Consider the following 25,547-nt stretch of genomic DNA (forward strand, 5'->3'; position numbering starts at 1 on the left):
TTGAGAAGGATAGCTGCCTAGATTAATCGTCCCAGTCTACATCCAATACAGCGCCTGTTGTAGCGGAAATCTCCAAATCGACTTCCTGTCCTTTAGCCGTTTTCACTTCCACTTCATACACATAGTGGTTATCATCATCATCCAGCTTCATGGATTTGATGGTGCCGTTCACTTTAGCCAGCGCGATTTTTTTCGCTTGTTCTACACTGATTTTCACCGGTTGTTTTTCCCACTGATCGTCGTTGTCGTCGTCATGATCATTGTCGTCATCGTGGTCAACTATTTGCCACACATCGCCAGTCATCGCGTCGACGTACACATCAATCTCTTGCTGCTTATTTCTGATCTCTGCTTTGTATACGAGGAAACCGTCCTCTTCGTCCAGCTTCCATTCGATAATGGTACCAGGCTGTACATCCCGAACTTTTTTCAGTGCTTTTTCAGGCGTGATGCGCACGAGCTTCGCCCAGTTGTGTTTCACATCATCGTCGATTTGCAGGTACACGGCAGAAGTGTTCTTTTGCGGTACACTGTAGGATTGGTTGCTATGTGCAAAGGCTGTTACGCCAAGGCTCCCTACAATCAGTGCTCCTACCATGGTCATGACTACTTTTTTCATATGATCTCGCTCCTTTTTTCGACTGGGTTTGTTTGATCTCCTTTATCATAAAAAGGACAGATGAAGGAAAAAAAAGAGAGAGATTAGAAATTGATGAGAAAATAGAAGAGACCTCTCACAGCATTCATAATTGCCAGGGAGCCACAGCGATTAACAAAAAGAGCGCGTGTTTTCTACTGGCAAAAACGAACCATACTGGCTTTAAATCGACGCAAATGAACCATTCGCGCTTTTGCGTGCTTTCCGCTTTTTTCCGTATAATGAAAGCAATCGAGAGGACAACAGTCGACTCGATGACATACGAAAGAGAGCGTGAATGGCAGTGTAATACATATCGTTTCTAATTACTTTCTATTTTTTCTTACATGAGAAGGAGAAACGATTTTTCCGTGGAATCACCACTTTTGAAAAACATCTTTTTTTGAATCTATTTCTTCGTCACTATGCATACGGTTGTCATGTCCGTTATGACTTTGGAAGTGAAAAACCCAGCACGTATTCAATTGGCAGCACAAGCAACACAAGCTATCTCCTCTGCCAATACGGAATCAGGCAATCGGAAATGAAAAAAGGCACTCTACTAATCTTGCAGAGTGCTTCTTGTATGTTTACGCTAAACCAACATTCATGTAAAAAAGGAGTGACAGCAGGATGCGAAAAATGGAAGTACGTCCTTACGAAGCAAATTGGGCCAAAATGTTTAGAGACGAGGCGCTGTTGTTGCAAAGGATTTTCGGTGATTCCCCTATGATTCTGGCGGTTATGTAAAAGGGAAAGATTCACTTGCAAAAGCTCTGGAACAAAAAGCGCTTGTATGGAAATATTCTCAGAATGAGCAGCAGTAAATTTCTATTTTCCGAGATTGTTCTTAATGGCTTCCAATCCAGCGATTTCTCCCAAGAAGAACGTATCGCCTGCGAGTGTATCCATCGTGTAGACCTGGTTGTTTTTCACTGCTTGGAGGTTTTTCCAGACAGGATGATCCTTCCAGATATGAATCAACCCTTCTGGCTCCTCTGCTTTTGCTGAACGGCGGTTCTCCGCAATAAAGATATGATCGGGAGCAAGCTCACTCAACGCTTCGATTCCGATACGCCCTCCAATCTTGCCATCCTCAGGCAATCCGGTTATCGGTGTTAATCCCACTTCCTTATAATAAATCGGGAAGTTTTTGGGATGCATTACCGTAAAATCCTTACCATTAGAAACGAGGAATAGCGCCGTTTCTCCTTTATGCTTGTCTGCTGCTGCTTTTGCTTCGCTTTTCAGCTTATTAAAATCGGACAAAACTTGCTTCGCCTTTTCTTCTTTACCAATTACTTCAGCGATTTTCATGAGGCGAGTGGGGACATCCACTGAGAAATCAATGACAATGGAATTAGCCATTTTGTTGAATTCCTCAAATCTGGAGCCTTTTCCGGTGCTAGTCATGACAATAACCTCTGGGTCCATCTCCAGCAAAGTCTCCAAATTCGTTTTTCCACCCAGATCCTTTACCGTTTTACCTTCCGCATACTTCGCAAAAATGGGTGACTTGCTTTTCGTCGACTCAAAGCCTTCCGATACAATCGGAGCAAAATCTAGCACGAGGAAGTAATCTGTTCCCATGATATCGACAGAAGCGACACGCTCCGGCTTTTTCTCCAATGTGACTTCCCCCATCGTATGCTTGATGGTTCGAGGATATACAGGCTCCCCAGCCCCTTTTGTATCGGGTTGTGATGCTCCTGCCTCAACCGTTTGCGCTTTATTGGCAGTGTTTGTGTCTGTAGTCGCCTGTCCTGCTCCGCACCCGGCCACGACGGCTGTGGCTAAGATTACGGACAAAATGCCTGATAATTTCTTTTTCATATCAATTGAACTCCTTTTATTCATCTCCTGATTTCAAACATGATTTACCCTTTTGTTCGGATCAACAAATACAGAAAATAAGGCCCCCCAATGAGGGAAATGACAATACCCGCCGGTACTTCTGTAGCCGGCATAATGCTTCGCCCTATCGTATCTCCGGTCAACACGAGCAAGGAACCGACGAGCGCGGTAATGGGCAGCATGTATTGATGCTGGGGTCCGACCAATCTGCGCGCGATATGCGGGCCAAGCAAACCGATAAAGCCTATGCCTCCACCTGTCGCTACACTCGACGCAGCCAATCCAACCGCACCCGCCATCAAGGCCAGTCGCTCCCGTTGAAGAGATACGCCCAGACTTGCTGCAATTTGTTCATTCATACTGAGCAGGTTCAGTACATTTGCCTTCCGATACACGTACGGCAGCAGGATCACCATCCACGGCATAAGCGCCAGCACGAACTTCCAATTGGAACCCCACAACGATCCCATCTGCCAAGTGACGACAAACTCGAGGTTTCGCGGATTCAACTGAAGTGTCAAAATAATGCTGATGGCGCTAAGTCCCGCCCCTACTGCAATCCCTGTAAGCAAGAGACGGGTAGGAGATATGCCGTGCCCTTTCTTGTATGCCAGCGTATAGATTATGGCTGCTGTGGCGGTGGCACCGAGGAGTGCGAAAAACGGCATCAAAAAAGGCGGGGCCATGTTCGTTGCGGGATATAAAGAGACGAACAACAATACAGCCAGTCCAGCACCAGAACTGATTCCAAGAATGCCAGGGTCAGACAGGCCATTGCGAGAGATTCCTTGCAGGATCGCTCCCGATACAGCAAGCCCCGCTCCAATCATGACCGCAATCACCATCCGAGGAAGCCTCAGCTCAAACAACACGAGACTCTGCTTTTTCGAACCCTCCCCCAGCAACGTCTGCAACACCTCGAAGGGCCCAATACTGTACGGTCCCGTGTTCAAGCTCAGGACAAAACCGACAAGCAAAAGCACTGCGAAAAGAAGGATCAGTCGGACACTACGGCTTTTTCTTTTTTGGGAAAATTGATCGATGTCCACTACCACTCCCTCCTTTCCTTACTTGCCAGATACAGGAAGAAGGGGACCCCGATAACAGCGATAATGGCGCCAAGCGGTGTCTCATAGGGCATCGCTATCATTTTGGCTCCGATGTCTGCAAAAACAACCAAAACAGCTCCCATGACTGCCGAGCATGGAATAATCCAGCGGTAATCAACCCCGACCAGAAAACGGACGATATGTGGGACAACAAGACCGACAAACCCAACACCGCCAACTGTCGAGACAGAAGCACCCGCCAGCACCATGACGACAGCCGCCGACACCCCCTTCACCAGCCTTGTCTTTTGTCCGAGTCCCGCTGCGATCTCTTCTCCCAAACTTAAAATAGTAATGGAGCGAGATAGGATTATGGCCACAACGATTCCTCCGACAATCCACGGCATCATGACGGATACTTGAAACCACTCCGCTGTAGAGATCCCCCCTGCTGACCAGAATGCCAGATCGTAGTTGATCTGAAAGAGGAGGGAAATCGCCTGACTAATCCCCGATATGATTGAGCTGACGACTGCCCCTGCCAACGCGAGCCGCAAGGGGGTCAAACCGTTTTTGGAAAAATAGGCCAGACCATAAACAAGCCCTACCCCCAGACCCGCTCCGATAAAAGAAAAGAGAATAATAGACTCAAAAGGGAGTCCTGGGACAAAAGCAAAAACGAGTACAAGTACGAATCCAGCCCCTGCATTAATGCCCATCAAGCCCGTATCCGCAATCGGATTTTTCGTAACCCCTTGCATGATGGCTCCCGCTACGGCAAAAGCAGCTCCCACCAGCGCTCCTGCCAAGGCACGCGGCATTCGCAGTGTTTGAATAATGACATGGTGCTCGTTGCTAGAATCATAATGAAAAATCGAATTCCAAACGGTGGCAAACGAGATATTCGCCACTCCAGTGACAATGGATGAACTTAGCCCGAAAAGAATGGCGCAAATCCCTGCAACAATCAACACCGTCGCCATCCACGGCCTGGTTCGAAGCGAAGCATTTTTAGTGATCGGCTGTGACAGTGACATTTCCCTTCTTATCCTCCAGAGCAACGTTCGAATGAATCACGGTCAGCTTGTCATTTGCAGCCGTTCTCGCTCGTGCTTCCGGGATGACCTCCGGAAAGCCAAGCTGAAGCATTCCTACGAGTTTTTCCTCCGCATGTACCCCTACCGCTTGCAAAAATCCTGCTTGATACGTAAACGGTTCCGTTTTCCAAACGACGCCCAAGCCCCGCTCCCACGCCGCGAGCTGAAAATTTTGAATCAACGTGCAGGCTGCCGCATAGTCCTCTTCCCGTTCTCTTTGCCGAGAGTCTTCATTTACGATAACCAAAAGATAGGCCGGGACGCGTAAAAGCAATTCCGGATCTCTTTTTTTCATGGCGTTATGAAGAATGGCATCGACAACTACCCGCTTCCCTTCCTCCATATAAAGGACGAATCGCCAAGGCTCACGTAGTCCGTGGTTAGGCGCCCAGACAGCTACATCCAGCAACTCACGAATCAATTCCAGTGGAATCGGGTCTGGCTTGAATTTCTTTATGGTTCTGCGGTCTCGGATCGCTTGTGCAATCGGATACAATGATGACTCCATCTCGTTCCCTCCAACAATAGTGATACTCATTCTCAATCATTATCACAAACTTGTGGGCGCAAGAAAATTGAAGAACCTGATTCCTTTTTTGTACATTCCTGTGACTCTGCAAGATGCGTGAGCGCCTCTGATATGGATTGCTCATGGCCGAGGGCGGAATAATGCAGCCAAGGATATACCCCAGCTCGATGTACATTTCCTTTTAATCGATGCTTGCGTACATCCGTTCGAATTTTCCTTTCGTCGAAAAGCAGAATATGATCAGCCTGAAAATCTTGAAGCTCATCCAGGCTCGCGATATCCAGAAAGGCAAAATGCTCTGTTCCCACTGGAGGTCTTACCTGTAGGTCACCGTATAAAATATCGGAAATTTTCCGCCTTTTCGCACCAAATATACGGGCTCCACCATCCCACGCCCTCACTGCCATAACGGTTTCATTTCCAATTTTTTTGCGGATACGCTCGCGAGCCGCAGCTGCTTTCAGATCATAATAATAGAGCCAACTGGTCGCCACCTCTGTAATTCCCAGCATGGCAGCTACCTGTTGCAAATGATCTCGCCAAGTCGTTGTTTTAAAAGGAATGAGCCAGGTCGGTGCAATGGTTTCCAATTGTTCAAGCCAAGGGGCAACCTGATCTGTTCCGACAATCAAATCTGGCTCCATCTGATGCAGACGGTACAAGTCAAATTCCAGTGTGGCTGCTTCCATCTGGGAATACGGTCTCTTTTGCCGTTGCTTTTCCCAAACAGGGATCAGATGTTGGATCGAAATCCCCAATGCAAGAAGATCACCGATGATTGCTGGATGGAGTACGGCAATTTTCTTTTGTAACGATTTCTTGAAGCGATAAGGGGGAACGCCAACGATCTTTTTAAACATCCGACTGAAATAGTACACATCCCGATAGCCTACTTCACTAGCTACCTCAGGAATCAGCACGTCCTGCGTCACCAGAAGCTGACAAGCCTTCTCCATTCGTTTCCGATTGATGAATTGCAAGGGAGTGAGCGAGGTGTACTCCTTAAACTGCTGGTAGAAAAGGGTCGGCGTCATTCCTGAGTAGCGAGCCATCTCCTCGATCTGAAAAGTCTCCTCACAATGCTGCTCCATATGCTCAGCGATCCCTTGAAGAAGTTGTTGACGATCTGTTTTTTTATCTTGCAGCGTGATTCCAGCCATAATAGCTTGCCATAGCTTCAGAAAAAGAATCTGCATGGTTGCCTGATCGAAGCGATCTTTTCGCCATGCCAGATGCAATTGTTCGATGTGATGGTGAATTAAGGATATCGTTTCGATATGGTGCTTCCCCTGAATCGGTAGCATCACTTCGTTTATGAGCCACCCATCCCTTTCTTTTCTGGCATGAGCAGCAAAAAGCGCCACGTAACAAACATAGAGGTTCTCCGTAATGGGCAAGAGGGCGAGCCCTTCCTGCATATCCTCTGGAGATATGACCATGCAATCTCCCTGGTTAAGCATCCCTCCTGTCTTATCCAACCGAAACGACGCCCTGCCCTCTATTAGCAAAATGATGATTTGTTCGCTTCTCTCTCTCGCTTCTACAAGCTTCCATTCTTTTGAAATGGACAAAACTTGCACATCATTTACAGTGATGACATTCGGATCACTAAATATGTCTGTTTTTCCCATAAATAACTCCTCTTGAATCATGATGCATCAATTGATAACGATTCTCACCAATTGTACGAGAGACTTGGCAAAACCGCAATTGCACTCGAGTGAGAAAAAGCAAAAAAACGCCAAACGATCATCAAGATGACCACTCGACGTTTTCTCTTTCCACTTAAGCTATTCTCATGACACTCTTTGTAGACAAATATTTCTAAATAATCGTATATTTTAACAAAGCATCTCATATTTTCTACCTTTGTTTCTACTAAAACACAAACAGAAAGAGGTACAGGTATGCTGAGCAATCAAAAAGTAATCGTAACAGGAGCAGCTTCTGGGATCGGGAAAGCCGTAGTGATGCACTGCTTGCAAGAAGGGGCCGCTGTCATCGCGTGTGACCTCAATCAGGAAGCTTTGCTGGCACTGGAAGAAGAGATGGATCGAGCAGAAAGACTACATACGTATTGTGTGGATGTTAGCAAATATGAAGAGGTCGCGGCTTTTTTTGCGCATATCGAGGCAGAGCATGCGGATTGTACCAGTCTCGTCAATAACGCAGGCATTTACCTGGCGAAAAACATTCTGGACTACGACCTCGACACAATTGAAAAAGTGCTCGCGATTAACGTAAAAGGTTGCATTTATTTCTCACAGATGTTCGGAAAGCTCCTTTTTCCTGCCCAAATACGAGGAACGATCGTCAACCTGTCCTCTGTATCTGGAATCGAGGGCAGCTCGGATGCAGTCTATGGAACCTCGAAGGCGGCAATTCTCGGCTTGACGAAAAGCTGCGCAATGAACTTCGCTCCCTACATCCGGGTCAATGCGGTAGCACCCACTATGGTTGCTACACCGATGATGGACACCATTCCAGAATGGCGTCGGGCAGAATATCTCGCTCACGGCCTCATCGATATCCCTGTAATGCCAGCGGACGTGGCAGATACCGTCGTTTTCCTGTTATCGGAGAAGTCCAAACACTACACCGGAGCGACTTTTGACATCAACAACGGCGGATATCTGCGGTAATAGCATGGCAAAGGGGCGTTTAGTGCCCTACCATCCAAGGGCGTTTGCCCCCACGACTGTGAGAATGTCCCCGCTGTGTCTGGCTACCGTGGTTATGGCTGCCCCCTCCTCCTTCATGGGAATGCGAATGCTTCCGTACCACTTTTGGTTCCACGCCACGCTCAACACGTTGTCGCAGCGCTTGCGGTGTCATGATCAATCCTGGTGCGGCATACAAACGCTTTGACGGTAGCCGGCAATCGGGGCACGCAATGCTATCTGTAAGCTCGCTCATCTTCAGCCATTGTACAAATGGACCACATTCCTCGCACATGTAATCATATCTCGGCATCGTATTTGGCTCCCTCTTTCGCGTTCTTTTTCTTGGCTACTTCGGCAAGATATCTCGATCAAAAATGCTCGTCGGGATAGACAAGGTGCAGCATGCGTTGGGAATATCGACGATTCCTGCAATTCTTCCTTCCACCGGTGCCGTTCCCAGCAGCATGTACGCCTGCTCCCCTGTGAAACCCATCGCTGTTTTCAAATATTCGATGGCATTCAGGCATGCATTGCGGTAGGCAACATGCGCATCCATGTACAGCTGCTGCCCTGTCGTCTCGTGGACTGAAATTCCTTCGAAAACGAGGTACTCGGTATAGCGAGGCTCTACTGGACCCGGTTTGAATACAGGGTTGTTCACGATGTTATACTTGGCCATCCCGCCCTTGATGACGTCCACATGAAGATCCAGCCAACCAGCCATTTCAATACCGCCGCAGAAGGTCACTTCTCCGTCTCCTTGTGAAAAATGCAAATCGCCCATGGACAGCTTTGCTCCATTTACATAAACCGGAAAGTAAATGCGAGTGCCTTTGGACAAGTTTTTAATATCGCAGTTTCCGCCGTGCTCGCGAGGGGGGACAGTCCGGGCCGCTTCTCTGGCAATCCGATCAAACTCGGCTCCCTTTAGACTTCCCAACACGGCACTGTGCGGGGTCGGCAAATTCGCGAGTGGCGGCATTCTTTCAGGATTTGTCGCTACGAGGTCGCTCTCTCTTCGGTTCCAGCGATCCAACAGTTGGTGGGAAGGTGCGGTACCAATCAAGCCTGGATGAAGAATCCCAGCAAATTTGACTCCTGGCAAATGACGAGAAGTGGTGTAAATGCCGTGGAAGTCCCAGATCGACTTGGCTGCTTGCGAATAATGATCGACGAGGAAGCTCCCGCCGTTTTCTTTGGCGAAAATCCCGTTAAAACCCCATTCCGATTGAGGGAGTGCCCCGATATCGAGAATATCGACAACCAAGAGGTCGCCTGGCTCTGTTCCATTCACCCAGACAGGTCCACTGAGCACATGGACGCGATTGAGATTGACATCCCGAATGTCGGAAGGGTCATCGTTATTCGCGATCTGCCCGTCCGTCCAGTCCTTACATTCCATGCGGAAAACAGCTCCTGGATTCACGGAAACGGTTGCTGGAATGTCTGGATGCCATCTGTTGTGACCAGGTGTATCCTGCTCCTCCATCGGTTTGTTCAAATCAACTCGAAATAAAACTTCTGGCATGCTGCTTCCCCCTCACTTGTTCAAAATGCGTATGCCCTACATTCACAAAAAGAAGCAAATGACATGCCAATGCTTGCTGGACCTAATAAAAATTTGATAATACCGATTCTTTTGGCTATTTTCTCCTGTATACTTAATAGAAAGTGCTTGTCGCAAAACAGGTCATGCAGTTGATCTGCCCTTGACCCGGAAATGTCCCACCTCTCTTGTATCGCTTTCGTCATTGTGTGTCGTTTGTTTCCCTGCTTCCTTGTCGGACACCTGTCCCACGATCGAACAAACAAACTATAACAAGAAAGGGTGCGAGAACGATTTTTGAAGCCGGCATGCTACTCTCGTCTTTCGATTCTTCCTCCGTAACCGAGCGTTCCCATCATCGCGCGATCTCTCATGCTGTCTTTCACTCTCTCTATCAGCAATTACAGGCCACCGCGAATCTTTCATCCTATGAATTTTCTCTGATTAGGGATGCGCTAATCCATTTGCTACAAAATGGCTCTTTGCCGCTTTTTCCGCTATCTCATTCCACTACGCGACATTCTTCTGCCCTTCAAACGAATCATGTGATTCCAGCACTCAGGCATCCCTCTCATTCTGTTCCCAATTGGAAGAGTCTTCTTTTCGCATGGGCGGAAAACAGCCAAGAATACCTCATCGCACTCAGTGACGAGCGCATCGTACTTTTTGCTAACAAGCGGGCACAAGAACGATTTTCGTTAGTTGAAGGCCTTGTGCTCGAGGCGGAATGGGAACAAGAACGCTTAACCAATTGGTATTTAGAAGAACTCGATCTGGGTGAGAAGACGTGGTATCGCCTCTTTCTTATTCGCCCAAGTATGTCAACCTTTTCAAAGACTACTAGCAGCGATTCTTTTTCAGAGATTCATACGAATAGCCCCCTCTATCAAGCTCAACTACATACAGCACGTATTGCTGCAAAATCGCTATCGAATACGTTATTGCTCGGAGAAACAGGCTGTGGCAAAGAAGTCCTGGCACGTGCCATCCACTCCTCCAGTTCGAGAAAAGACGGCCCTTTTCTTGCGGTCAATATCGCAGCACTTCCACGCGAACTGATCGCCAGTGAGCTATTTGGATATACAGAAGGAGCTTTTACGGGAGCAAAAAAAGGAGGACAACCAGGAAAATTCGAAGCAGCAAATGGAGGAACGCTATTTCTCGATGAAATCGGGGAAATGAGTTTGGAGCTTCAAGTGCTTTTGCTACGCGTCCTCGAAGAGCGCAAAGTGACGAGATTGGGCTCTCACGAAGAAAAGCCATTGGATATTCGGATTATCGCAGCCACCAATCGTTCTATAGAAGAACAGGTACAAAATGGGCAGTTTCGGGCAGACCTCTACTACAGGCTCAATGTCCTGCAAATACGCATCCCTCCTCTGCGCGAACGCAAGGAAGACATTGCAACCTTGGCTAACGAGTTCCTCCAGCAGCTACATACCCAATATGCTGGCGGTCCGACCGATATCTGTGAATCTGCCCTGGCGATCTTAAAGCAGCATTCATGGCCCGGAAATATTCGTGAGCTGCGCAATATCGTGGAACGGGCATTTTTACATGCGTTCGGTGATTCGTGGGTCACCTCTCACCATCTCCCGAGCGAATGGCAGCAGCAGTATGGGCTGCAAGAAGCATCCGGGGAACCTTTGCCATTATTGCGCGAATTAGAGCGACAGACGATCCAGCAAGCCATCACACAAGCTCCGTCCATCAGCGCCGCTGCCAAAAAGCTAGGTATTGCGCGAAGCACCCTTTATCGAAAAATGGAAGAGTTAGGAATCGGATAAGAAATTCGGGGGATGAGCCTTAGCAGCTTGTCCCCCGAATCATTTTACAGATACCCTATTCGCCAGCGAGTGCTCGCCGTATCGTCATTCTTGCTTCCTCTGCTACTATCTCATCATTGTGATCAATGGCTTGCATCCAGAGCAGCATCGGAATGTACACCGCCATCATTCTCGCCAATATTTTTGTCTCTTCATCCACTTCTCCATACGTATGGAAAAACGATTGACGGGCTTGTGGCGGTAAAAAACTGTACGCCACATTTACATCCGCTCCTGGGTGACCTACATTGAGATCACCCCAGTCAATGATGCCTGATATCTGCCCGGCTTCATCTACCAGCATATTTTTAACATGGAGGTCTCCGTGCAGCAGCACTTCACGTGGACTTAATCGGTCGATCACGACTTGTCCTAAATAATTTGCGATCGCATCCCGATCCTCTGCAGGAATATGTACAGCTAAGGTAGACAAAAACGTCTGCATCTTTTCTTTTCTCTGTGCAATGTCCAGGAGGTTCCTGTGATCATGCTCGATGCCGTTCTCCCGGGCACGCTGGGACGGAAACGCGTGCAAGCGTTTTAAAAACGTTGCAAGTGCCACTGCTGATGAAGCACGCTGCTCGTCGGTCAAGCCTTTTGGAAACGTTCCAGGCACATACGTGTACCCCAAGAAAGGGAATGGATAGTCGTTGGTTGGTTCCCCATAAAAAACAGGCTCTGGATACGGGATCGTCAGGAATGCCGCAAGCATTGGCAGCAGCACCCCTTCCTTCTTGATCAACGCAACAGCGACATTCCGCCTGGGAAAACGGAAGACATATTCGTCCCCCACTCGAAAGACCACGTTATCCCACCCACAGCCGATCAGCTTGATGGGCATGGAAGATAGCCGCGGAAACTGACGGAAAATAAGTGCACGTGCCAATGGTTCGGATACGTCCCAGTCAGCATCCCATGGATTCGAGTTAGTCATGGTTTTCGTCCCCTCCCATTTGTCCTTTCATCTGCCGTGATGGGTGCTTACAGCTACGATTGCGTAGATCGGATCTGATAGACACATCTCTTTCCGCCGATTGCCACGCATTCCGTCCGTTCTACGCTCGTCTGCAGTAACGCTCGGTAACAATTAAGCTCTCTTGCACAAATCATCTGATACCGATCTGCTACTTTAAAATAAGGACAATTGTGCTGCGTGATCACATATTCCTCATCACTGACCTGCTCCCATCTCGCCATAAATCCGTTGTCATCTTGGATGCGCGCCATCTCTGCCACCTTTTCAGATAGCGCTTTTCCTTCCATTTGTCCCTCGTATTTCTGGATCATCTTTTCTTGCTGTCTTGCGAAAAATTGATCCACTCGGTCTTCCCCGTCTGCCAGCATGATATGCTCCATCAAATCCACGGCCAATTGCCCGTAATCATTCGGAAATTGTCCGCTGCCTTGCTGTGTCAACGAGTAGTAATGCATCGGTCTGCCTGCTTTTTGACGACCTACTCTGCACACAACAAAACCGTCTTTTTCCAAGTAGATCATTTGCCTGCTGACAGCTACCTTTGTGAGTTCCAGCCTGTTTTGTAAATCCTTTGTGCTGAGTTCCCCTTCCCTTTTCAGCAACAATAGAATGTATTCACGTGTTGACAGGTGTTTATATCTCTCCATTTTCTCTTCGCCCCTTTATTGGAAAAGAACGATACGCTCACAGTATATGTCCTTTGTATAACTAATTCAACAAACATGTTTATAAAGTGACCCTCTTTGTTCATCACAAAGGTTACGCAACTGCAATTTATTAAACATTTTAGTTGAATATATATAAATTAGTACCTATACTGTGATTGTAGTGCACGGTGTTTTTTCCAAGAAGGATAGGTGAAACGAATGAAAGCTGTATTCTCCCTTCTCCGTGAACGACGGGTCGAAGTGACTTATCAGGAGCCTTTGGCGGCACATACTACCTGGAAAATTGGCGGACCTGCGGATTTACTGATTATACCGAGCAGTAAATCTCAACTGATCATGGTCCTACAAATACTGAATGAACATCATGTCCCATGGATGGTGATGGGAAAGGGTTCCAACCTTTTGATCACAGACAAGGGGTATCGTGGCGCGGTCATTAAATTAAACAAGGCTTTGGACTATGCCCGAATCGTGGGCAATCAGATTTATGCAGGGGCCGGCTACTCCTTAATCAAGCTTGCAGCATTGGCAAACAAGCACAGACTCAGTGGCTTGGAGTTCGCAGGTGGAATACCCGGGTCTGTCGGTGGAGCTGTGTATATGAATGCAGGCGCCAACGGATCGGATATATCAGACATTTTCCATTCAGCTGAAGTGATCACGAAAACCGGAGCCATTCGCTCCTTGCGTGCTGTAGATTTGGATTTTTCTTATCGCCACTCTTCCTTGCAAGATGCTGATGTCATTATCACAGAAGCGATTTTTGAACTGACTTTGCGCGATAGCGAAAGCATCAAGCTCCAATGGAACCAATATAAAGAAAAACGTTTAAAAACACAGCCTCTGCCGTTCGACTGTGCGGGCAGTGTATTCAGAAATCCACCGGGCCATTTTGCGGCAAAGCTCATCGAAGATGCTGGCCTAAAAGGTATGCGGTACGGAGGCGCGGAAGTATCGAGCAAACACGCCAATTTTATTATGAATACCGGCAATGCCACTGCACTTGATGTATGGACACTCATGAGACAGATTCAGGAAAAAGTTCACAGCCAATCTGGCATTCAGCTTGTTCCTGAAGTTGTAATCGTAGGTGAACTGTAAACATAAAATAGGGAGGTCTCACGATGATTCAAATCAGCCCAGCTGCTGTCACTCGCATTCAAAATATGCTTGAACAAGAAAGCTCTTCTCTCTTCATTCGTTTTGGCGTGAAGGACGGCGGGTGTTCCGGAATGACCTACGGGCTCGGTTTTGATGATACTTATCGAGAGGGCGACTCCACAATCGAAATGGATGGCGTGAAGTTAGTCGTCAATCCGGAAAGTTATCCGTATGTCGATGGCGTCGAAATCGATTACAAAGAGACAGGAATGATGGGTGGGTTTACGATCCAAAACCCGAATGCGATTGCAACCTGCGGCTGTGGAAGCAGCTTCCGTACAGCCCTACATCGAGGACAAAGAGAAAAGTGTGAATAAATCACCAGACGAAAATGACTTGTCACCGATTGCAAACGAATGCTATTCTAGTGAAAAATTTCCCCCTATTACTTATGTAAGGTGACAATATGCTTTCATTTTCCAGACTAATCAAATGTAAACCCCCAATCCCGTAATCTCCCTCCTGCGCTGTTTGAGATTTTCGGAATGTAGGGGGAATGTACAAGTGAATACAAAAATCTCAACACCATCTTTGCTACTGTTGATCATTCTGGTGGGTTTTCCGCAAATTAGTGAAACGATCTACACACCTTCGTTACCTGATATCGCCAATAGTCTTCATGCCAGTAACAATACGATCCAACTGACACTCAGTATTTACTTCCTCGGTTTTGCCTTTGGCGTATTTTGTTGGGGAAGACTCTCTGACGCTATCGGCCGACGCCCTGCCATGCTCTGGGGAATTTTCGTTTACGGTCTGGGCAGCTTGGGTTGCTACCTCTCCGTTTCAGCTGACTGGTTGTTATGGAGCCGGTTCATTCAAGCTTTCGGTGCGAGTGCAGGATCGGTGGTAACCCAAACCATCTTACGAGAGAGTACCGATACCACCAAGCGTCATGCTGTTTTTGCTCAGATTTCAGCTGCTCTCGCTTTTACGCCTGCAATTGGCCCCTTAATCGGTGGTTGGGTGGATCAATCGTTTGGATACCAGGCTGTTTTCTTCACGCTAATTGCGATGAGCGTAGCGATTTTTGCTTACGCGTTTGTATCGTTACCTGAGACCAAAACATTTACCGCTTCAAAGATAAACACGCTGGCTGTAGCCAAACGCCTTTTTACGGACAAAAGGATTTGGGCTTTTGGCTTCTTAATTGGGGCGACAAATGGCATGTTGTTCAGTTACTATGCCGAAACGCCATTTATTTTCATTGCGTTTTTCGGCATGACGCCTGGTGTGTTTGGGTTCTTGGGGATTTTCGTAGCTTTGGCTTCTGTGATCGGGGCCATGCTCTCGAAAAAACTGCTAACCAAATACCCCGCTGAGAGCATTATCCTGATCGGCTCACTGGTGACAACGTTAGGAGCAGTATGCCTCACAAGTTTCACTTTGTATGGAGTGAGCCCGTCCGTTGTTTCGATGGCGATCATGGTAATCTCTATCTTTACCCTTTTGCTAGGGATTGGGATCATGATTCCAAACTGCCTGAGTTTAGCTCTTGTCCACTACAGCGATGTGCTCGGAACTGCTGGCGCCATTTTTGGTTTGATTTACTACCTCATCGTCAGTCTCATTACGAGTGGCATGAGCTATTTTCATAACGGCTCGCTGGTCACCATGCCCATCTACTTCTTGCTATTGGCAATCATGATGGTGCTTGTTAGTAAACAAATGACGGCCAGCCATACAACCAAATAGCCGATTCGCTCTTTTCAGCAACTTCAACATCAAAAAGCCGATTCTCTCATAGAGAAATCGGCTTTTTGCCTGTACTCGTCACTCCTCCCGCTTCGTCTCGATCGATAATCCTTCGACATGCTTGCGACTCATCATTTTACGTTTCTTTCGGTTCTCTTTTGTCTCAAAAACGATGTCCATGTCATAATCGGCCGGATACAGCTCTTTGCCCTCTATATGCAAGACGAGGCGCTTTTTGTTGATTTTATATTTCTGATTTTGAATCATGACGCCAACGATACCTTTGGAGTCCTCCGCAGCAAACACGATGCCGGTTCTCCCCAAATAGGAGATGAATACACTATCGCCAACAGCAAATGGTTTGTCACGCTTTGGCGTGGCTGGGGTATCTGCTGCTTTTTCGGAAATCTCCTGGGAAAGTTGCTCACGCGTTTCCTCTTCTACTGCCACTACCACTTCTTCCGGCTTTTCTATTATCCGTGACTCCACATAGCCTGGAGCCTCATACTCTTCCTGCTCGACGTCTTGGTATTGTTCCAGCCTTTCATTAGCGGCAGTCGTAGTCATGAATCCATTCCGAGTAATTTCCCGAGAACGCTGAATCATCTCAGACGGGATACCCAGCTTCAGTGCGATCAGGAATGCGTAGCTCTGGCCAGCTTCTCCGATTCGCAAGCGATACAGTGGCTGCAAGGTCTCCTCGTCAAATTCCATTCGTGCATTTTGGAACCCAGCAGTTGCGGAGGCAAAATTTTTGATTTCGTTAAAATGTGTATTCACGATTACTGTCGCGCCTCTTCGGTGCAGCTCCTCCAAAATCGCAATCGATAAAGCGACCCCTTCTCCTGGATCTGTACCCGTAGCCATCTCATCAATTAGAACAAGGGTCGAGGCGTCGGTAATCTTCAAGATTTCCAAGACATTATGAATATGCGCCGAAAACGTGCTTAACGCTTGCTCGATACTCTGCCCATCCCCAATATCTACAGCGATGTTTCGGAAAATGGAGAAACGACTGCCTTCCTGTACTGGTACTAGCAAACCTGACTGAACCATCATGGTTAACAGCCCAATGGTTTTTAAGGTCAATGTTTTCCCGCCTGTATTGGGACCTGTAATAATAAGCGATTTGTACTCTCGACCAATTTTCAAATGCAGTGGCACCATTTTCGGACCGAGTAGCGGATGCCGTGCTTCCTTGACATCAAGGATTCCTTTTTCGTTTAGCTCGACGTTCGCGCCTCCGATTGCCAATGCGTACTTCGCTTTTGCGAAAAGGAAGTCATACATTCCAACGATCTCGACGTTCGCGGTGAGTTCATGGGTATATTCTTCTGCGTACGCGGACAATTGCATCAGTACTTTTGTTACCTCGCGTTCTTCCTCTGCCTTGAGTGCTGTCAGCTCAAACTGTACGGCGCTGATCTCCGTCGGTTCCATATAGACGGTTTGACCGCTCGCCGACTCATCTAAGACACTGCCTGCCACTTGCTTGCGATGTTCTTTTTTGATAGGGATGACATAGCGTCCATTGCGTGTACTAATCACATTTTCTTGCATGATCGAACGATATTTGTTCATGATCGAATCCAATTGCCTTTTCAGGCGCTCTTCAAATACGACAATGCGTTTGCGCACCTTCAACAAGTCTTTGCTGGCGGAATCGACAACTTGCCCATGACGGATGCACTGTTCGATTTCGTTCCTCAATTTTGTAGCGTCGTACATCGATGCTGCATAAGTGCTTACCCGTGGCGCCAATTGTGCTTTTGTTGCCATGTACTTCATGAGTTGTGAGCAACTCGTTAGGAACAAGTACAGATTCGTAAAATCGTTTACGCCAAATACATATCCCGTCCCTAGAAGAGAAAGGATCTTCTCCATCCCTTCCAGCGCGGGAATTGGTACACTAGCTCCATTTTGCAGGATGTTCTTGGCTTCAGCTGTTTCGTCCAGCTTACTACGCACTACCTTGACAGACTCCATTGGCATCATTTGTTCTACATGCTTTTTCCCTGCGTACGATAAGGCGTATTCCATTACCTTTTCTTTGATCTTGTCGTATTCGAGACGCTGTAATGCTTTTTCATTCATGACTGATTTCTCCTTTTTATGAAAAATAAAAAAGGGCGAAGAATGAACAAATGTCATTCTCCGCCCTTTTTTTTGGTATACCTAAACAAAACGCAACCAAATAAAAAACCGCGCTGAACACAGCACGGATTTTGGGCGCAATGATAGGGTTTTCACCTAAGGCATTGTATGATATCCGTTGTTCTTAACTAATTCCAAGGCCGATTATCACCCAGCACAAAGAAACTTTGCTACAGGGCAAAATTTCGAATGGTGAATCAAGACCTTTTGTATGGAATTGCTTTAGTTAAGAACGACCGCCGACATCAACATCTCTCCCTAGATATGGTTCCTTTCACTATAGCGCATGTGATCCTCTGCCGTCAATCCGCTTCGAATTTGTACAGCTTCACACCATAACCAGTAAAAATATCGTCAAGCTGTTTCCTCACCACATCCCAATCCCCGCCTGCTAATCCGCAGCCGATCCCGTATGGAATGGCGATGGTCAGATTTTCTTTTTTCGCGAGGGAGAGAACTTCTTCCAACCCTTTTTGCAGCATGTCATATTTCGTGTAGATTCCTTTTTTTCCATAACCGAGCTGTGCAAAAAGGTTGGCAATGTACTTCCCTTCCCCGACCTGGCAAAGTAGCACTTGTCCAAGGAGGTCGCCTCGTGCATCTGCATACTGCTCGCAATGACGCTTGTACTCCGTATAAACACTTGGATAGTTGGCCCTAATTTGCTTGGCAAGACCTGCCCCCATCACACCCATGCAGTTGACCTGCTGCACGATGATATTTTCTGTAGCTTCCAAAATATTCCCTGACACGACTTGTACCCATTCATTCATGGCACTCACTCCTTTTCCTTACGCTTCATGCAGGACTTTCTTTTTACGCCTAAAGAAGCGCAGACAAACAAAATAAAGCACAGATGCCGCTACGCCCAGGACATAAAACTTGAGAAGCAGCGTTAAGGTATGCATAACGATGAAGAAAAGCATCATCGTTGCGATGATTCCAGCCACGACGTACAGCATTGCTTCCAGTATGAGAAGGTGCCTTCTCTTGTTCAATGGCATTCGCTTCATGACCCAATCAATGATGATAGATTGCGGAATCCCTAACATAAACACCGTCGGGAACGTAAGCATCGCGACGGGAAGAACCGAGAATCGATCCTGAAAATACAGAAGGGCAGTTGCAAATGTAAATAAAAAACTCGCCACTATACCCGCCATAAACCTTTCAGCCATGCAGAACAATCACTCCTTCTTCCTACACCTGCTCACGAATAAACAGGTCTGGATAGTTCAGGACCAACCCATTTGTATCAACAGTGATGTTCTCCACGAATGTTCCAGCCTGGTATCGATAGACAGAAGAGTCCCCATTGCTTTCTAACAGCGTATATTGCTGCTGCACTTGTCTATACGTCAGCTCATGGGCCAAGAAATAGACTACTTGAATAGACTGTGGTTCCCATGGAGAATACGATAAACGGCGGATTGGCAGTGTATTTGTGAAAGGTGTACAAGAAATATCGATATCGATACAGCCAAAGAGCTCAGGAATGGGCTCACCCACCTCATTCGTCCAGTTTCCCTTGCCATCCGATGAGAGATGCAAAGCTCCTTCTTCGCCCATGATTGCCAGTGAAACCTCATGTGTGACCCAATTTGAATCCAGGACCATTTCATATTGGATTCTGGTTATACTAGCGTCATCCAGCCTTCCGATCACCATGCTATTTACGTGGATTCTGTTCGAGCCCTCCCGTATGCTCAAATGCTCATATCCTACACCTGTGGTTGGTTTCCAGATAACATTCGTTGGTAACATGCGAACCCCTCCGATCATTTGTTCCCCTTTTCTCATCCTATCATTTCTTGGATCAAAATGGTAGAGTCCTGTATAACCGGCTTGCACAACGCATACCTGAGTCATATATGGAATAGGATCATAGTACCGGAAAATAATGGAAAGGAGACAATCGATGGATAATCCCTCCCTCTCCTTAACACAACCTGACATGCTGTCCATTATTCGCAATGGTCTCCCCAAAACCCACTCCCCCCTCCATATCATCATCGTCGGGGCTGGGATGGCTGGTCTTGTTTCTGCCTCGTTGCTAAAAGCAGCGGGACACAACGTAACGATTTTGGAAGCAGCAAACCGGATAGGGGGCAGAGTGTACACATTGCGCTCTCCGTTTACCCATGGCCATTATCTGGATGCCGGGGCCATGCGTATTCCTCACACGCACGAACTTACCCTGGCATACGTGACGAAATTCGCTCTGCCCCTTCATCCGTTTATCAACAACTCTCCCAACGATATCCTCTCCGTAAATGGCATCAAAACAAGACGCTGGATCTATGAACGTAATCCTGACATCCTCCGGTTCCCTGTAGCCCCACATGAAAAAGGCCGTACTTTCAATGAATTAGCCGGGCAAGCCATTAAGCCTGTCATCGACTTCATCAATCTCAATCCAGCAACGAACTGGCCCATCATCGTCAAAAAATACGATCGATTTTCCATGGACCAGTTCTTACGCTTCAATCCTGTTGGTCCTTCCTTATCCTCCCCCGCTATCGATATGATCAAGGTCATGACTGGCTTCGAGGGTTTCCCTGAGCTCGCCTTTCCCGAAATTTTACGAGACTTCATCCTGTTCGATCCTTCTACACGCTTTTACGAAATAGCAGGGGGATTTGATCAGCTACCACAGGCATTTCTCCCACAATTACAAGACAATATATATCTCCGGCATAAAATGACGCGAATCGTCAAGACGGGGAATCAAATGACCATTTCTGGCGTTCGTACCGACACAGACGAAATGTTTCAGATGACCGGCGATATCGCGATTATTACCATCCCTTTTACTGTCTTGCAGTTTGTTCAGGTCGAACCGTACGACCTGTTTTCCTATCAAAAATGGAAAGCCATTCGTCAACTCCACTATGTTTCTTCATCCAAAATAGGCGTTCAGTTTTCTCAGCGCTTCTGGGAAGCACAAGGAATAAGGAGCGGACAAACAGTAACGGATTCGCCTATTCGCCTCTCCTACTTCCCCAATCACGGATTTGATCGGCCCGGGGGTGTCGTATTGGTCAGTTACACATGGGAAGATGACGACCTTCCTTGGCTCAGCATGTCGCAAGAAGTTCAAGTGATGCGAGCAGTAAAGCATCTGGCTGATATTCATGGAGAGCAGGTGTACAATACATTCGTTACGGGGGTCGCACATAATTGGGCATTGCAGCCCCATGCTGCTGGTGCCTTTGCCTTGTTCAAACCGTTGCAGGAGACGGAATTTGCTTCCCACATTGGTGCGCCTGAAGGAAAAATTTATTTTGCGGGGGAGCATATCTCGAATGAATATCACGGCTGGATTCAGGGGGCGATTGAGTCTGCTGTGCGCGTGGCTGTAGAGGTGGGCAGAAAATAAGCGGGGTTCTGTACGATAAAAGATTCCGTACATTCCCCGCCGTTTGTCGATTATGATTCTTTTACGAATTCAACTCATATTCTTTTCGAAGCAGCGCCAGCTTCACAAGATCAATGTACATCCCATTTTCAAATTCCGTTTCTCGATGGATTCCTTCCACCTGAAAGCCAAATTTTTGGAGCAAATGGATAGATGCCGTATTTCGTGTATCTGCATCTGCTTCTATTCTGTTTAGATGCATATGCGTAAACCCGTACGCGATAATGGGCCGCAGTGCTTCCGACATGATCCCCTTATTCCACCACGAAAAATTCAGATCATACCCAATCTCCGCTTTGTTATGTCCAGCATGATAATGTTTATAGCCGCAGCTACCCAGAAATTTTCCAGTGAAACGATCCGTGACCGCCCACCTGAGTCCCTGTTTTTGTTCAAATAAGTCTCGGTACCATCGAAGTTCATTTTCAGCATCTGCAATCGATTGAAATCTCGCTATTCCTACATATCTCGCCACATCTTCATGAGACAACACTTCAAAAATATCTTCTATGTCTTGTTGATCAGGTTGTCGCAGGATCAATCTGTCTGTTTCGATGACAGGGAATTGATCGAACATCGTCGGGCTACTCACGATAAGAACCTCCTCACAAACGTAGGACGGGACATTTTGGTTGCCTCATTCCCTTCCATAATCTAGTTCATGATATAGTTTATGATAGAAAGAAGCAATGTCTCGAATTGCTGAATCTGCTTGTGCGTTGCTCTTTTTGACGATGCCTTGATCCATATAGTTGTCGTGACAACTCTGTTCTACTGGTGGAGGATAGCAGAGTGATAATGCGTTCGTACTACAGCATCTTGCGAAAGTGATATTCCATCTCTCCAGCCATGGCTGCCGGAGTATCACCTGTTTCGCGGAAATCATGGGTATGAATCGTTTCAAACGGTCCAAAATCCGCTTGCTTATAAAACTCAAAACAAGGGAAGCCATCATGCGCTCCTTCGATCTGTACAAGACCATCCCTTTTCGCCGTAACTGATAATAAGTAGTCAACCGGAGGCGCATGCTCATTCAGGGGATTGCTCGCACTTGCGCTCATTTCAAAGCTCACTTCATCATCCGATTTCCATATCATATTCCTGCACAAAATGCCGTCTGTACTCGCTTTTCCCTTTCTCAGCTGAATCGAGCCATCAGGATTCGTGATCTTCTCTGTTGTGATTCCCGTGTTCTGATAGGTGAAAATTTCTTTTTTCATAAAGTCTACGACAACCTCTTGCTCCACTCTGGAACGCATGGCGTTAACTGCATGCGGGGTAAATTCACGCGAATCGCCTTCGAATTGAATGATTTTTCCTGTTTGCGAATCAGTTCTTGGTTCCGTCCATGACAGGGGGATAAATACACTCGCCCTGATTTTGATCAGGTTCACCATACCTTGGCACCTCCATGTGTCATTGTTCTTCTAAGACAAATATGTTATGTTTTGGTAAAAAAAGAACACCATGCAGATATCATCATTTCGTTGTCAACGCTGCTTATCATTACTTTCCGTGCAAAAAAATAGGATCTATCCTGATAAAGTAAGGTGGGATAAAGATGTTGCAAGAGAATGCCAATCTTCATGTTCCAGACAGATGTATCTTTCTCGTTACCGGGGTTATGGCTTCTGGAAAATCAACGGTAGCTCAGTTACTTGCTGAAAAGCTGAATCGAGGCGTCCATCTGCGTGGTGATTCGTTCCGACGAATGATTGTAAATGGCAGAGAGGAGTATATGCCTGAACCGTCAGAAGAAGCCATTCGACAGTTGCGGTTGCGCTACAAAATAGCAGCCTCTACAGCAGACACTTTTTTTGAAGCAGGATTTAATGTGGTTGTACAGGATGTTGTGATCGGCCCCTTTTTGGGCGAATTTGTAGAAATGATTCGGAACCGTCCGTTGTATGTTGTAGTACTCTCGCCAAGCGAAAAAGCAATTGAAGAGAGAGAAGCTTCCCGTTCCAAAACAGGGTATGGTGCTTGGACGATTTCCCATCTCAATAAAATCTTGCAAACCGAGACACCAAAGCTCGGCATGTGGATCGATTCTTCCGAGCAGGCACCTCAGGAAACGGTGGAGGAAATCTTACTCTCTATGAAAAAGCCTGAGTTCAGTGACATGCCGAACTCAGGCAACCAAATCGTCTAACTTCTTACACTGCGTACATCGTTGGCCAGAAGTACTCTACGCCTTCCGCGTACAAGAACGCTTGGAACTTTTTCAGCTCATCAGGAGTGTTTCGAACAGCGCGAGGAGTCAAGCCATATTGCAAGCAATAAGCTGTCAAATAACCAGCTACTTCACCAACGTTCCACTCTACTGGGTGGAGACGGAAGCATCCATTTGTAATATGCGTAACCCCAAGATTTTTGCCCGCTGGCAGCAGGTTATTTACACGCACAGGGATTAAGCTGCCCAACGGAATTTGGAACGGATAGGTAGACACATCGACGTAATTGCGGTTCGCTGTACTCGGATGTAGATCGATTCGGTAACTACCGACTCCAACGGAATCTTCGAAAGCCTCTGCTTTGCCTGTTTTGCGGACAAATGCACTCACATGTTGCTCCAAAACGGTGAATTCGGCTTTGATCCGGCGGGATTCACGAATATACGGATACATCGCCAGTCCATCCTCTGTTCCTACTACATCCTTGCGCAGTCGCAGGCCAGGATACCCTTGTCCACCATCTGGGCGAGGAGCCTCTGTTTGCATCCAATACAGAAGGGAGAGACTCAGCTGTTTACCACCGTAAAGGTGACGCTGACGCTCTTCCTCTGGCACATCGATGATCGAGCCCAGCCAGTAATCATTTTGCGGCCAGTTAACGAGCGATACACCACTCTTGTACAAACCGGTTTGGAAGTTTTTCGGATCAGCAACCTGACGATACGTGAAGAGCGGAAAATATTTAGTACCCGGGAACAGCTCATATCGTACAGATTCAGCAGTATTTCGCGGGTTGGAACCTGTCCAGCTGAGCAGCTTGTCCGGCCAAAAATCTGCTTTGTAGTTTCTCCAGAAGTCATACGTTTCCGGTTTGGCAATTGTATGATCTTCTCCCTCCAAATAGTCCATGGCAAAGACATACGTAAACGCCTGAATATCATTTGGCTGCGGCGGTCCGACAACAGCATTTGGCTCTCCAGTTTGATCAACTGATTCAGCGCCAAGCACATATTCGACGCCGGCTTGCGGGAGAACATCTCCACATTCTGTCGCATCCAAGAAATAAGGTGCTACCAATTCATGAAAATCATGATGCTTCTTATCTTCGACCGTGATCGACAAGACATTATCGCCATCCATGCGAACGGCATGCAGCTTATGATTAGTCAGAATAGTAAGTCTACCACTGTTAATGTACGGAGCAAGCATCTGATAAAAAACAGCCAGTGCTACTTTTGGTTCGTGGCAAAGGCGACTTACAGAACCGTTACCAGGGTCAAGATTCGGAATGACGCGTGCTTCTGCCGTCATTGGGTAATGGTTGCGATAATAGTCACGCACGCTGTCACGGAATGTCCGATAGCTGCGCGTGCAACCAAACTGTTCGATCCATGGATGCTCATCTGGAGGTACCGCCTGACTCGTAAATTGACCGCCAATCCAATCGGTTTCCTCCGTCATAATGACTGATTTTCCTGATTTCGCTGCTGCCAGTGCTGCTGCGCAGCCACCAGTGCCTCCCCCAATAATCACCACATCAGCATGAAGTTCTCTCATTCTGCTCCCCTCCACATTTTCTGATTTTTGGTTGTTCCTGTCAGTTAATACGCAAAAAATGACAATACGTTACAATTTTCGCAAAAAACACTAAATATTTTTTCATCAGCTTCTACTTGTGCAAACTTTGTTTCTGGATCTATGCCCCTAATTTCCCCTCAGAGTGATGACCCTTTTCATCCCCTTCCAGCTGTCTCTTACCAAGCCTGAATTCCCCATCTCCACGCCAAACTTGTGTATTGAAGTGGAATCGTCTAAACAAAAACAAGAACATGTGTTCTTATTCAAATATATATGAACAAAATGCGAACAGTCAAGAAATTATTCCCTTTTCTTTCTGTTTTTTGTAAAAATACAAGCGACAGAAAGCACCGCAAAGTGAAGATAAGCACAAAAAATCCCTTCAGCGTGACTATTGGACTGACCCTAATTAATGAGACGTTGAAAAAGCACCTAGGCTACCTGTTTCCCATACTCGTATGGAGACAGGTAGTTCAATTTTTCCTGAATTCGATCTTGGTTATAAAAACAGATGTAATTTTC

Annotated in this window: 25 protein-coding genes; 7 read left to right on the plus strand and 18 right to left on the minus strand. The window is 46.9% G+C overall.

The window, feature by feature from the left end; all coding sequences use genetic code 11:
* Positions 1-22 precede the first annotated feature (22 nt).
* From M3630_RS14015 to M3630_RS14040, 6 genes are all read right to left on the minus strand, one after another.
* Complete coding sequence (locus tag M3630_RS14015) at positions 23-619, minus strand: PepSY domain-containing protein (RefSeq protein WP_251252480.1); 597 nt, start codon at positions 617-619, stop codon at positions 23-25.
* Between the two features lie 849 nt (positions 620-1,468).
* Positions 1,469-2,470: an ABC transporter substrate-binding protein gene (locus tag M3630_RS14020; protein WP_251252481.1), complete on the minus strand. Its 1,002-nt coding sequence runs from the start codon at positions 2,468-2,470 to the stop codon at positions 1,469-1,471.
* A gap of 44 nt (positions 2,471-2,514) precedes the next feature.
* Positions 2,515-3,540 carry a FecCD family ABC transporter permease gene (locus tag M3630_RS14025; protein WP_251252482.1) on the minus strand — a complete coding sequence of 342 codons (1,026 nt, stop codon included), beginning with the start codon at positions 3,538-3,540 and terminating at the stop codon, positions 2,515-2,517.
* Entirely contained in the window at positions 3,540-4,577 is a 1,038-nt protein-coding gene (locus tag M3630_RS14030; protein WP_251252483.1) for a FecCD family ABC transporter permease, read from the minus strand. Before M3630_RS14030 ends, M3630_RS14025 begins: the two co-directional genes overlap by 1 nt.
* On the minus strand, positions 4,552-5,145 hold the full coding sequence (locus M3630_RS14035; protein WP_251252484.1) for a nitroreductase family protein: 594 nt from the start codon (positions 5,143-5,145) through the stop codon (positions 4,552-4,554). The genes M3630_RS14030 and M3630_RS14035 overlap by 26 nt, the downstream gene beginning before the upstream one ends.
* 32 nt (positions 5,146-5,177) lie before the next feature.
* Positions 5,178-6,797, minus strand: a complete 1,620-nt coding sequence (locus M3630_RS14040; protein ID WP_251252485.1) for an AraC family transcriptional regulator — start codon at positions 6,795-6,797, stop codon at positions 5,178-5,180.
* 276 nt (positions 6,798-7,073) lie between these two features.
* Between M3630_RS14040 and M3630_RS14045 the strand changes: the two genes are divergently transcribed.
* Positions 7,074-7,808, plus strand: coding sequence for an SDR family NAD(P)-dependent oxidoreductase (locus M3630_RS14045; protein ID WP_251252486.1), 735 nt, complete (start codon positions 7,074-7,076; stop codon positions 7,806-7,808).
* A gap of 19 nt (positions 7,809-7,827) precedes the next feature.
* Here M3630_RS14045 and M3630_RS14050 read toward each other — a convergent pair whose 3' ends face one another.
* Both M3630_RS14050 and fmdA read right to left on the minus strand, forming a co-directional pair.
* Complete coding sequence (locus tag M3630_RS14050) at positions 7,828-8,139, minus strand: FmdB family zinc ribbon protein (protein WP_251252487.1); 312 nt, start codon at positions 8,137-8,139, stop codon at positions 7,828-7,830.
* 36 nt (positions 8,140-8,175) lie between these two features.
* Entirely contained in the window at positions 8,176-9,357 is a 1,182-nt protein-coding gene (fmdA, locus tag M3630_RS14055; RefSeq protein WP_251252488.1) for a formamidase, read from the minus strand.
* A gap of 326 nt (positions 9,358-9,683) precedes the next feature.
* On the opposite strand from fmdA, the gene M3630_RS14060 reads away from it, so the two are divergent.
* Positions 9,684-11,162: a sigma-54 interaction domain-containing protein gene (locus M3630_RS14060; protein WP_251252489.1), complete on the plus strand. Its 1,479-nt coding sequence runs from the start codon at positions 9,684-9,686 to the stop codon at positions 11,160-11,162.
* A 55-nt stretch (positions 11,163-11,217) separates the two neighbouring features.
* Here the strand turns inward: M3630_RS14060 and M3630_RS14065 are convergent, their stop codons facing one another.
* Complete coding sequence (locus M3630_RS14065; protein ID WP_251252490.1) at positions 11,218-12,135, minus strand: phosphotransferase; 918 nt, start codon at positions 12,133-12,135, stop codon at positions 11,218-11,220.
* A gap of 53 nt (positions 12,136-12,188) precedes the next feature.
* Positions 12,189-12,824, minus strand: a complete 636-nt coding sequence (locus tag M3630_RS14070) for a helix-turn-helix transcriptional regulator (RefSeq protein ID WP_251252491.1) — start codon at positions 12,822-12,824, stop codon at positions 12,189-12,191.
* A gap of 219 nt (positions 12,825-13,043) precedes the next feature.
* Here M3630_RS14070 and murB point away from each other — a divergent pair, with 219 nt between their 5' ends.
* The 3 genes from murB to M3630_RS14085 all read left to right on the plus strand — a co-directional run bounded on the left by murB (position 13,044) and on the right by M3630_RS14085 (position 15,701).
* Entirely contained in the window at positions 13,044-13,946 is a 903-nt protein-coding gene (gene murB / locus M3630_RS14075) for a UDP-N-acetylmuramate dehydrogenase (protein WP_251252509.1), read from the plus strand.
* A gap of 23 nt (positions 13,947-13,969) precedes the next feature.
* On the plus strand, positions 13,970-14,323 hold the full coding sequence (locus M3630_RS14080) for a HesB/IscA family protein (RefSeq protein ID WP_251252492.1): 354 nt from the start codon (positions 13,970-13,972) through the stop codon (positions 14,321-14,323).
* Positions 14,324-14,510: 187 nt separating this feature from the next.
* Positions 14,511-15,701 (plus strand): multidrug effflux MFS transporter, encoded by a 1,191-nt coding sequence (locus M3630_RS14085; RefSeq protein ID WP_251252493.1) that lies wholly within the window; start codon positions 14,511-14,513, stop codon positions 15,699-15,701.
* 78 nt (positions 15,702-15,779) lie between these two features.
* Here the strand turns inward: M3630_RS14085 and M3630_RS14090 are convergent, their stop codons facing one another.
* From M3630_RS14090 to M3630_RS14105, 4 genes are all read right to left on the minus strand, one after another.
* Positions 15,780-17,795, minus strand: coding sequence for an endonuclease MutS2 (locus tag M3630_RS14090; protein WP_251252494.1), 2,016 nt, complete (start codon positions 17,793-17,795; stop codon positions 15,780-15,782).
* Between the two features lie 362 nt (positions 17,796-18,157).
* Entirely contained in the window at positions 18,158-18,628 is a 471-nt protein-coding gene (locus M3630_RS14095) for a macro domain-containing protein (protein ID WP_173608301.1), read from the minus strand.
* A gap of 18 nt (positions 18,629-18,646) precedes the next feature.
* On the minus strand, positions 18,647-19,033 hold the full coding sequence (locus M3630_RS14100; protein ID WP_173608302.1) for a hypothetical protein: 387 nt from the start codon (positions 19,031-19,033) through the stop codon (positions 18,647-18,649).
* Between the two features lie 22 nt (positions 19,034-19,055).
* Positions 19,056-19,619, minus strand: a complete 564-nt coding sequence (locus tag M3630_RS14105; protein ID WP_251252495.1) for a putative glycolipid-binding domain-containing protein — start codon at positions 19,617-19,619, stop codon at positions 19,056-19,058.
* Positions 19,620-19,773: 154 nt separating this feature from the next.
* Here M3630_RS14105 and M3630_RS14110 point away from each other — a divergent pair, with 154 nt between their 5' ends.
* A complete protein-coding gene (locus M3630_RS14110; protein ID WP_251252496.1) occupies positions 19,774-21,234 on the plus strand; it encodes a flavin monoamine oxidase family protein in 1,461 nt (486 codons plus the stop codon).
* A 61-nt stretch (positions 21,235-21,295) separates the two neighbouring features.
* On the opposite strand, the gene M3630_RS14115 is transcribed toward M3630_RS14110, so the two are convergent.
* Positions 21,296-21,865, minus strand: a complete 570-nt coding sequence (locus tag M3630_RS14115) for a GNAT family N-acetyltransferase (protein WP_251252497.1) — start codon at positions 21,863-21,865, stop codon at positions 21,296-21,298.
* 217 nt (positions 21,866-22,082) lie between these two features.
* Positions 22,083-22,670, minus strand: coding sequence for a DUF3238 domain-containing protein (locus tag M3630_RS14120; protein WP_221869049.1), 588 nt, complete (start codon positions 22,668-22,670; stop codon positions 22,083-22,085).
* A 164-nt stretch (positions 22,671-22,834) separates the two neighbouring features.
* Between M3630_RS14120 and M3630_RS14125 the strand changes: the two genes are divergently transcribed.
* On the plus strand, positions 22,835-23,425 hold the full coding sequence (locus M3630_RS14125) for an AAA family ATPase (protein ID WP_173608306.1): 591 nt from the start codon (positions 22,835-22,837) through the stop codon (positions 23,423-23,425).
* A gap of 4 nt (positions 23,426-23,429) precedes the next feature.
* Here the strand turns inward: M3630_RS14125 and M3630_RS14130 are convergent, their stop codons facing one another.
* On the minus strand, positions 23,430-25,004 hold the full coding sequence (locus tag M3630_RS14130) for an FAD-dependent oxidoreductase (RefSeq protein WP_173608307.1): 1,575 nt from the start codon (positions 25,002-25,004) through the stop codon (positions 23,430-23,432).
* A 453-nt stretch (positions 25,005-25,457) separates the two neighbouring features.
* Positions 25,458-25,547: IS3 family transposase (locus M3630_RS31170; RefSeq protein ID WP_483298460.1), on the minus strand; the 90-nt coding region annotated here is incomplete at its 5' end.

Origin of the sequence: Brevibacillus sp. MER 51 (assembly GCF_023714195.1) — a bacterium.
Lineage (GTDB): Bacteria > Bacillota > Bacilli > Brevibacillales > Brevibacillaceae > Brevibacillus.

Coding starts and splice junctions, on each gene's coding strand:
- fmdA (WP_251252488.1), bottom strand. CDS start 9,357: ATGCCAGAAGTTTTATTTCGAGTTGATTTGAACAAACCGATGGAGGAG.
- M3630_RS14070 (WP_251252491.1), bottom strand. CDS start 12,824: ATGGAGAGATATAAACACCTGTCAACACGTGAATACATTCTATTGTTG.
- M3630_RS14045 (WP_251252486.1), top strand. CDS start 7,074: ATGCTGAGCAATCAAAAAGTAATCGTAACAGGAGCAGCTTCTGGGATC.
- M3630_RS14080 (WP_251252492.1), top strand. CDS start 13,970: ATGATTCAAATCAGCCCAGCTGCTGTCACTCGCATTCAAAATATGCTT.
- M3630_RS14020 (WP_251252481.1), bottom strand. CDS start 2,470: ATGAAAAAGAAATTATCAGGCATTTTGTCCGTAATCTTAGCCACAGCC.
- M3630_RS14090 (WP_251252494.1), bottom strand. CDS start 17,795: ATGAATGAAAAAGCATTACAGCGTCTCGAATACGACAAGATCAAAGAA.
- murB (WP_251252509.1), top strand. CDS start 13,044: ATGAAAGCTGTATTCTCCCTTCTCCGTGAACGACGGGTCGAAGTGACT.
- M3630_RS14130 (WP_173608307.1), bottom strand. CDS start 25,004: ATGAGAGAACTTCATGCTGATGTGGTGATTATTGGGGGAGGCACTGGT.
- M3630_RS14030 (WP_251252483.1), bottom strand. CDS start 4,577: ATGTCACTGTCACAGCCGATCACTAAAAATGCTTCGCTTCGAACCAGG.
- M3630_RS14110 (WP_251252496.1), top strand. CDS start 19,774: ATGGATAATCCCTCCCTCTCCTTAACACAACCTGACATGCTGTCCATT.
- M3630_RS14050 (WP_251252487.1), bottom strand. CDS start 8,139: ATGCCGAGATATGATTACATGTGCGAGGAATGTGGTCCATTTGTACAA.
- M3630_RS14035 (WP_251252484.1), bottom strand. CDS start 5,145: ATGGAGTCATCATTGTATCCGATTGCACAAGCGATCCGAGACCGCAGA.
- M3630_RS14100 (WP_173608302.1), bottom strand. CDS start 19,033: ATGGCTGAAAGGTTTATGGCGGGTATAGTGGCGAGTTTTTTATTTACA.
- M3630_RS14065 (WP_251252490.1), bottom strand. CDS start 12,135: ATGACTAACTCGAATCCATGGGATGCTGACTGGGACGTATCCGAACCA.
- M3630_RS14095 (WP_173608301.1), bottom strand. CDS start 18,628: ATGAATGAATGGGTACAAGTCGTGTCAGGGAATATTTTGGAAGCTACA.
- M3630_RS14120 (WP_221869049.1), bottom strand. CDS start 22,670: ATGGTGAACCTGATCAAAATCAGGGCGAGTGTATTTATCCCCCTGTCA.
- M3630_RS14040 (WP_251252485.1), bottom strand. CDS start 6,797: ATGGGAAAAACAGACATATTTAGTGATCCGAATGTCATCACTGTAAAT.
- M3630_RS14015 (WP_251252480.1), bottom strand. CDS start 619: ATGAAAAAAGTAGTCATGACCATGGTAGGAGCACTGATTGTAGGGAGC.
- M3630_RS14125 (WP_173608306.1), top strand. CDS start 22,835: ATGTTGCAAGAGAATGCCAATCTTCATGTTCCAGACAGATGTATCTTT.
- M3630_RS14060 (WP_251252489.1), top strand. CDS start 9,684: ATGCTACTCTCGTCTTTCGATTCTTCCTCCGTAACCGAGCGTTCCCAT.
- M3630_RS14105 (WP_251252495.1), bottom strand. CDS start 19,619: ATGTTACCAACGAATGTTATCTGGAAACCAACCACAGGTGTAGGATAT.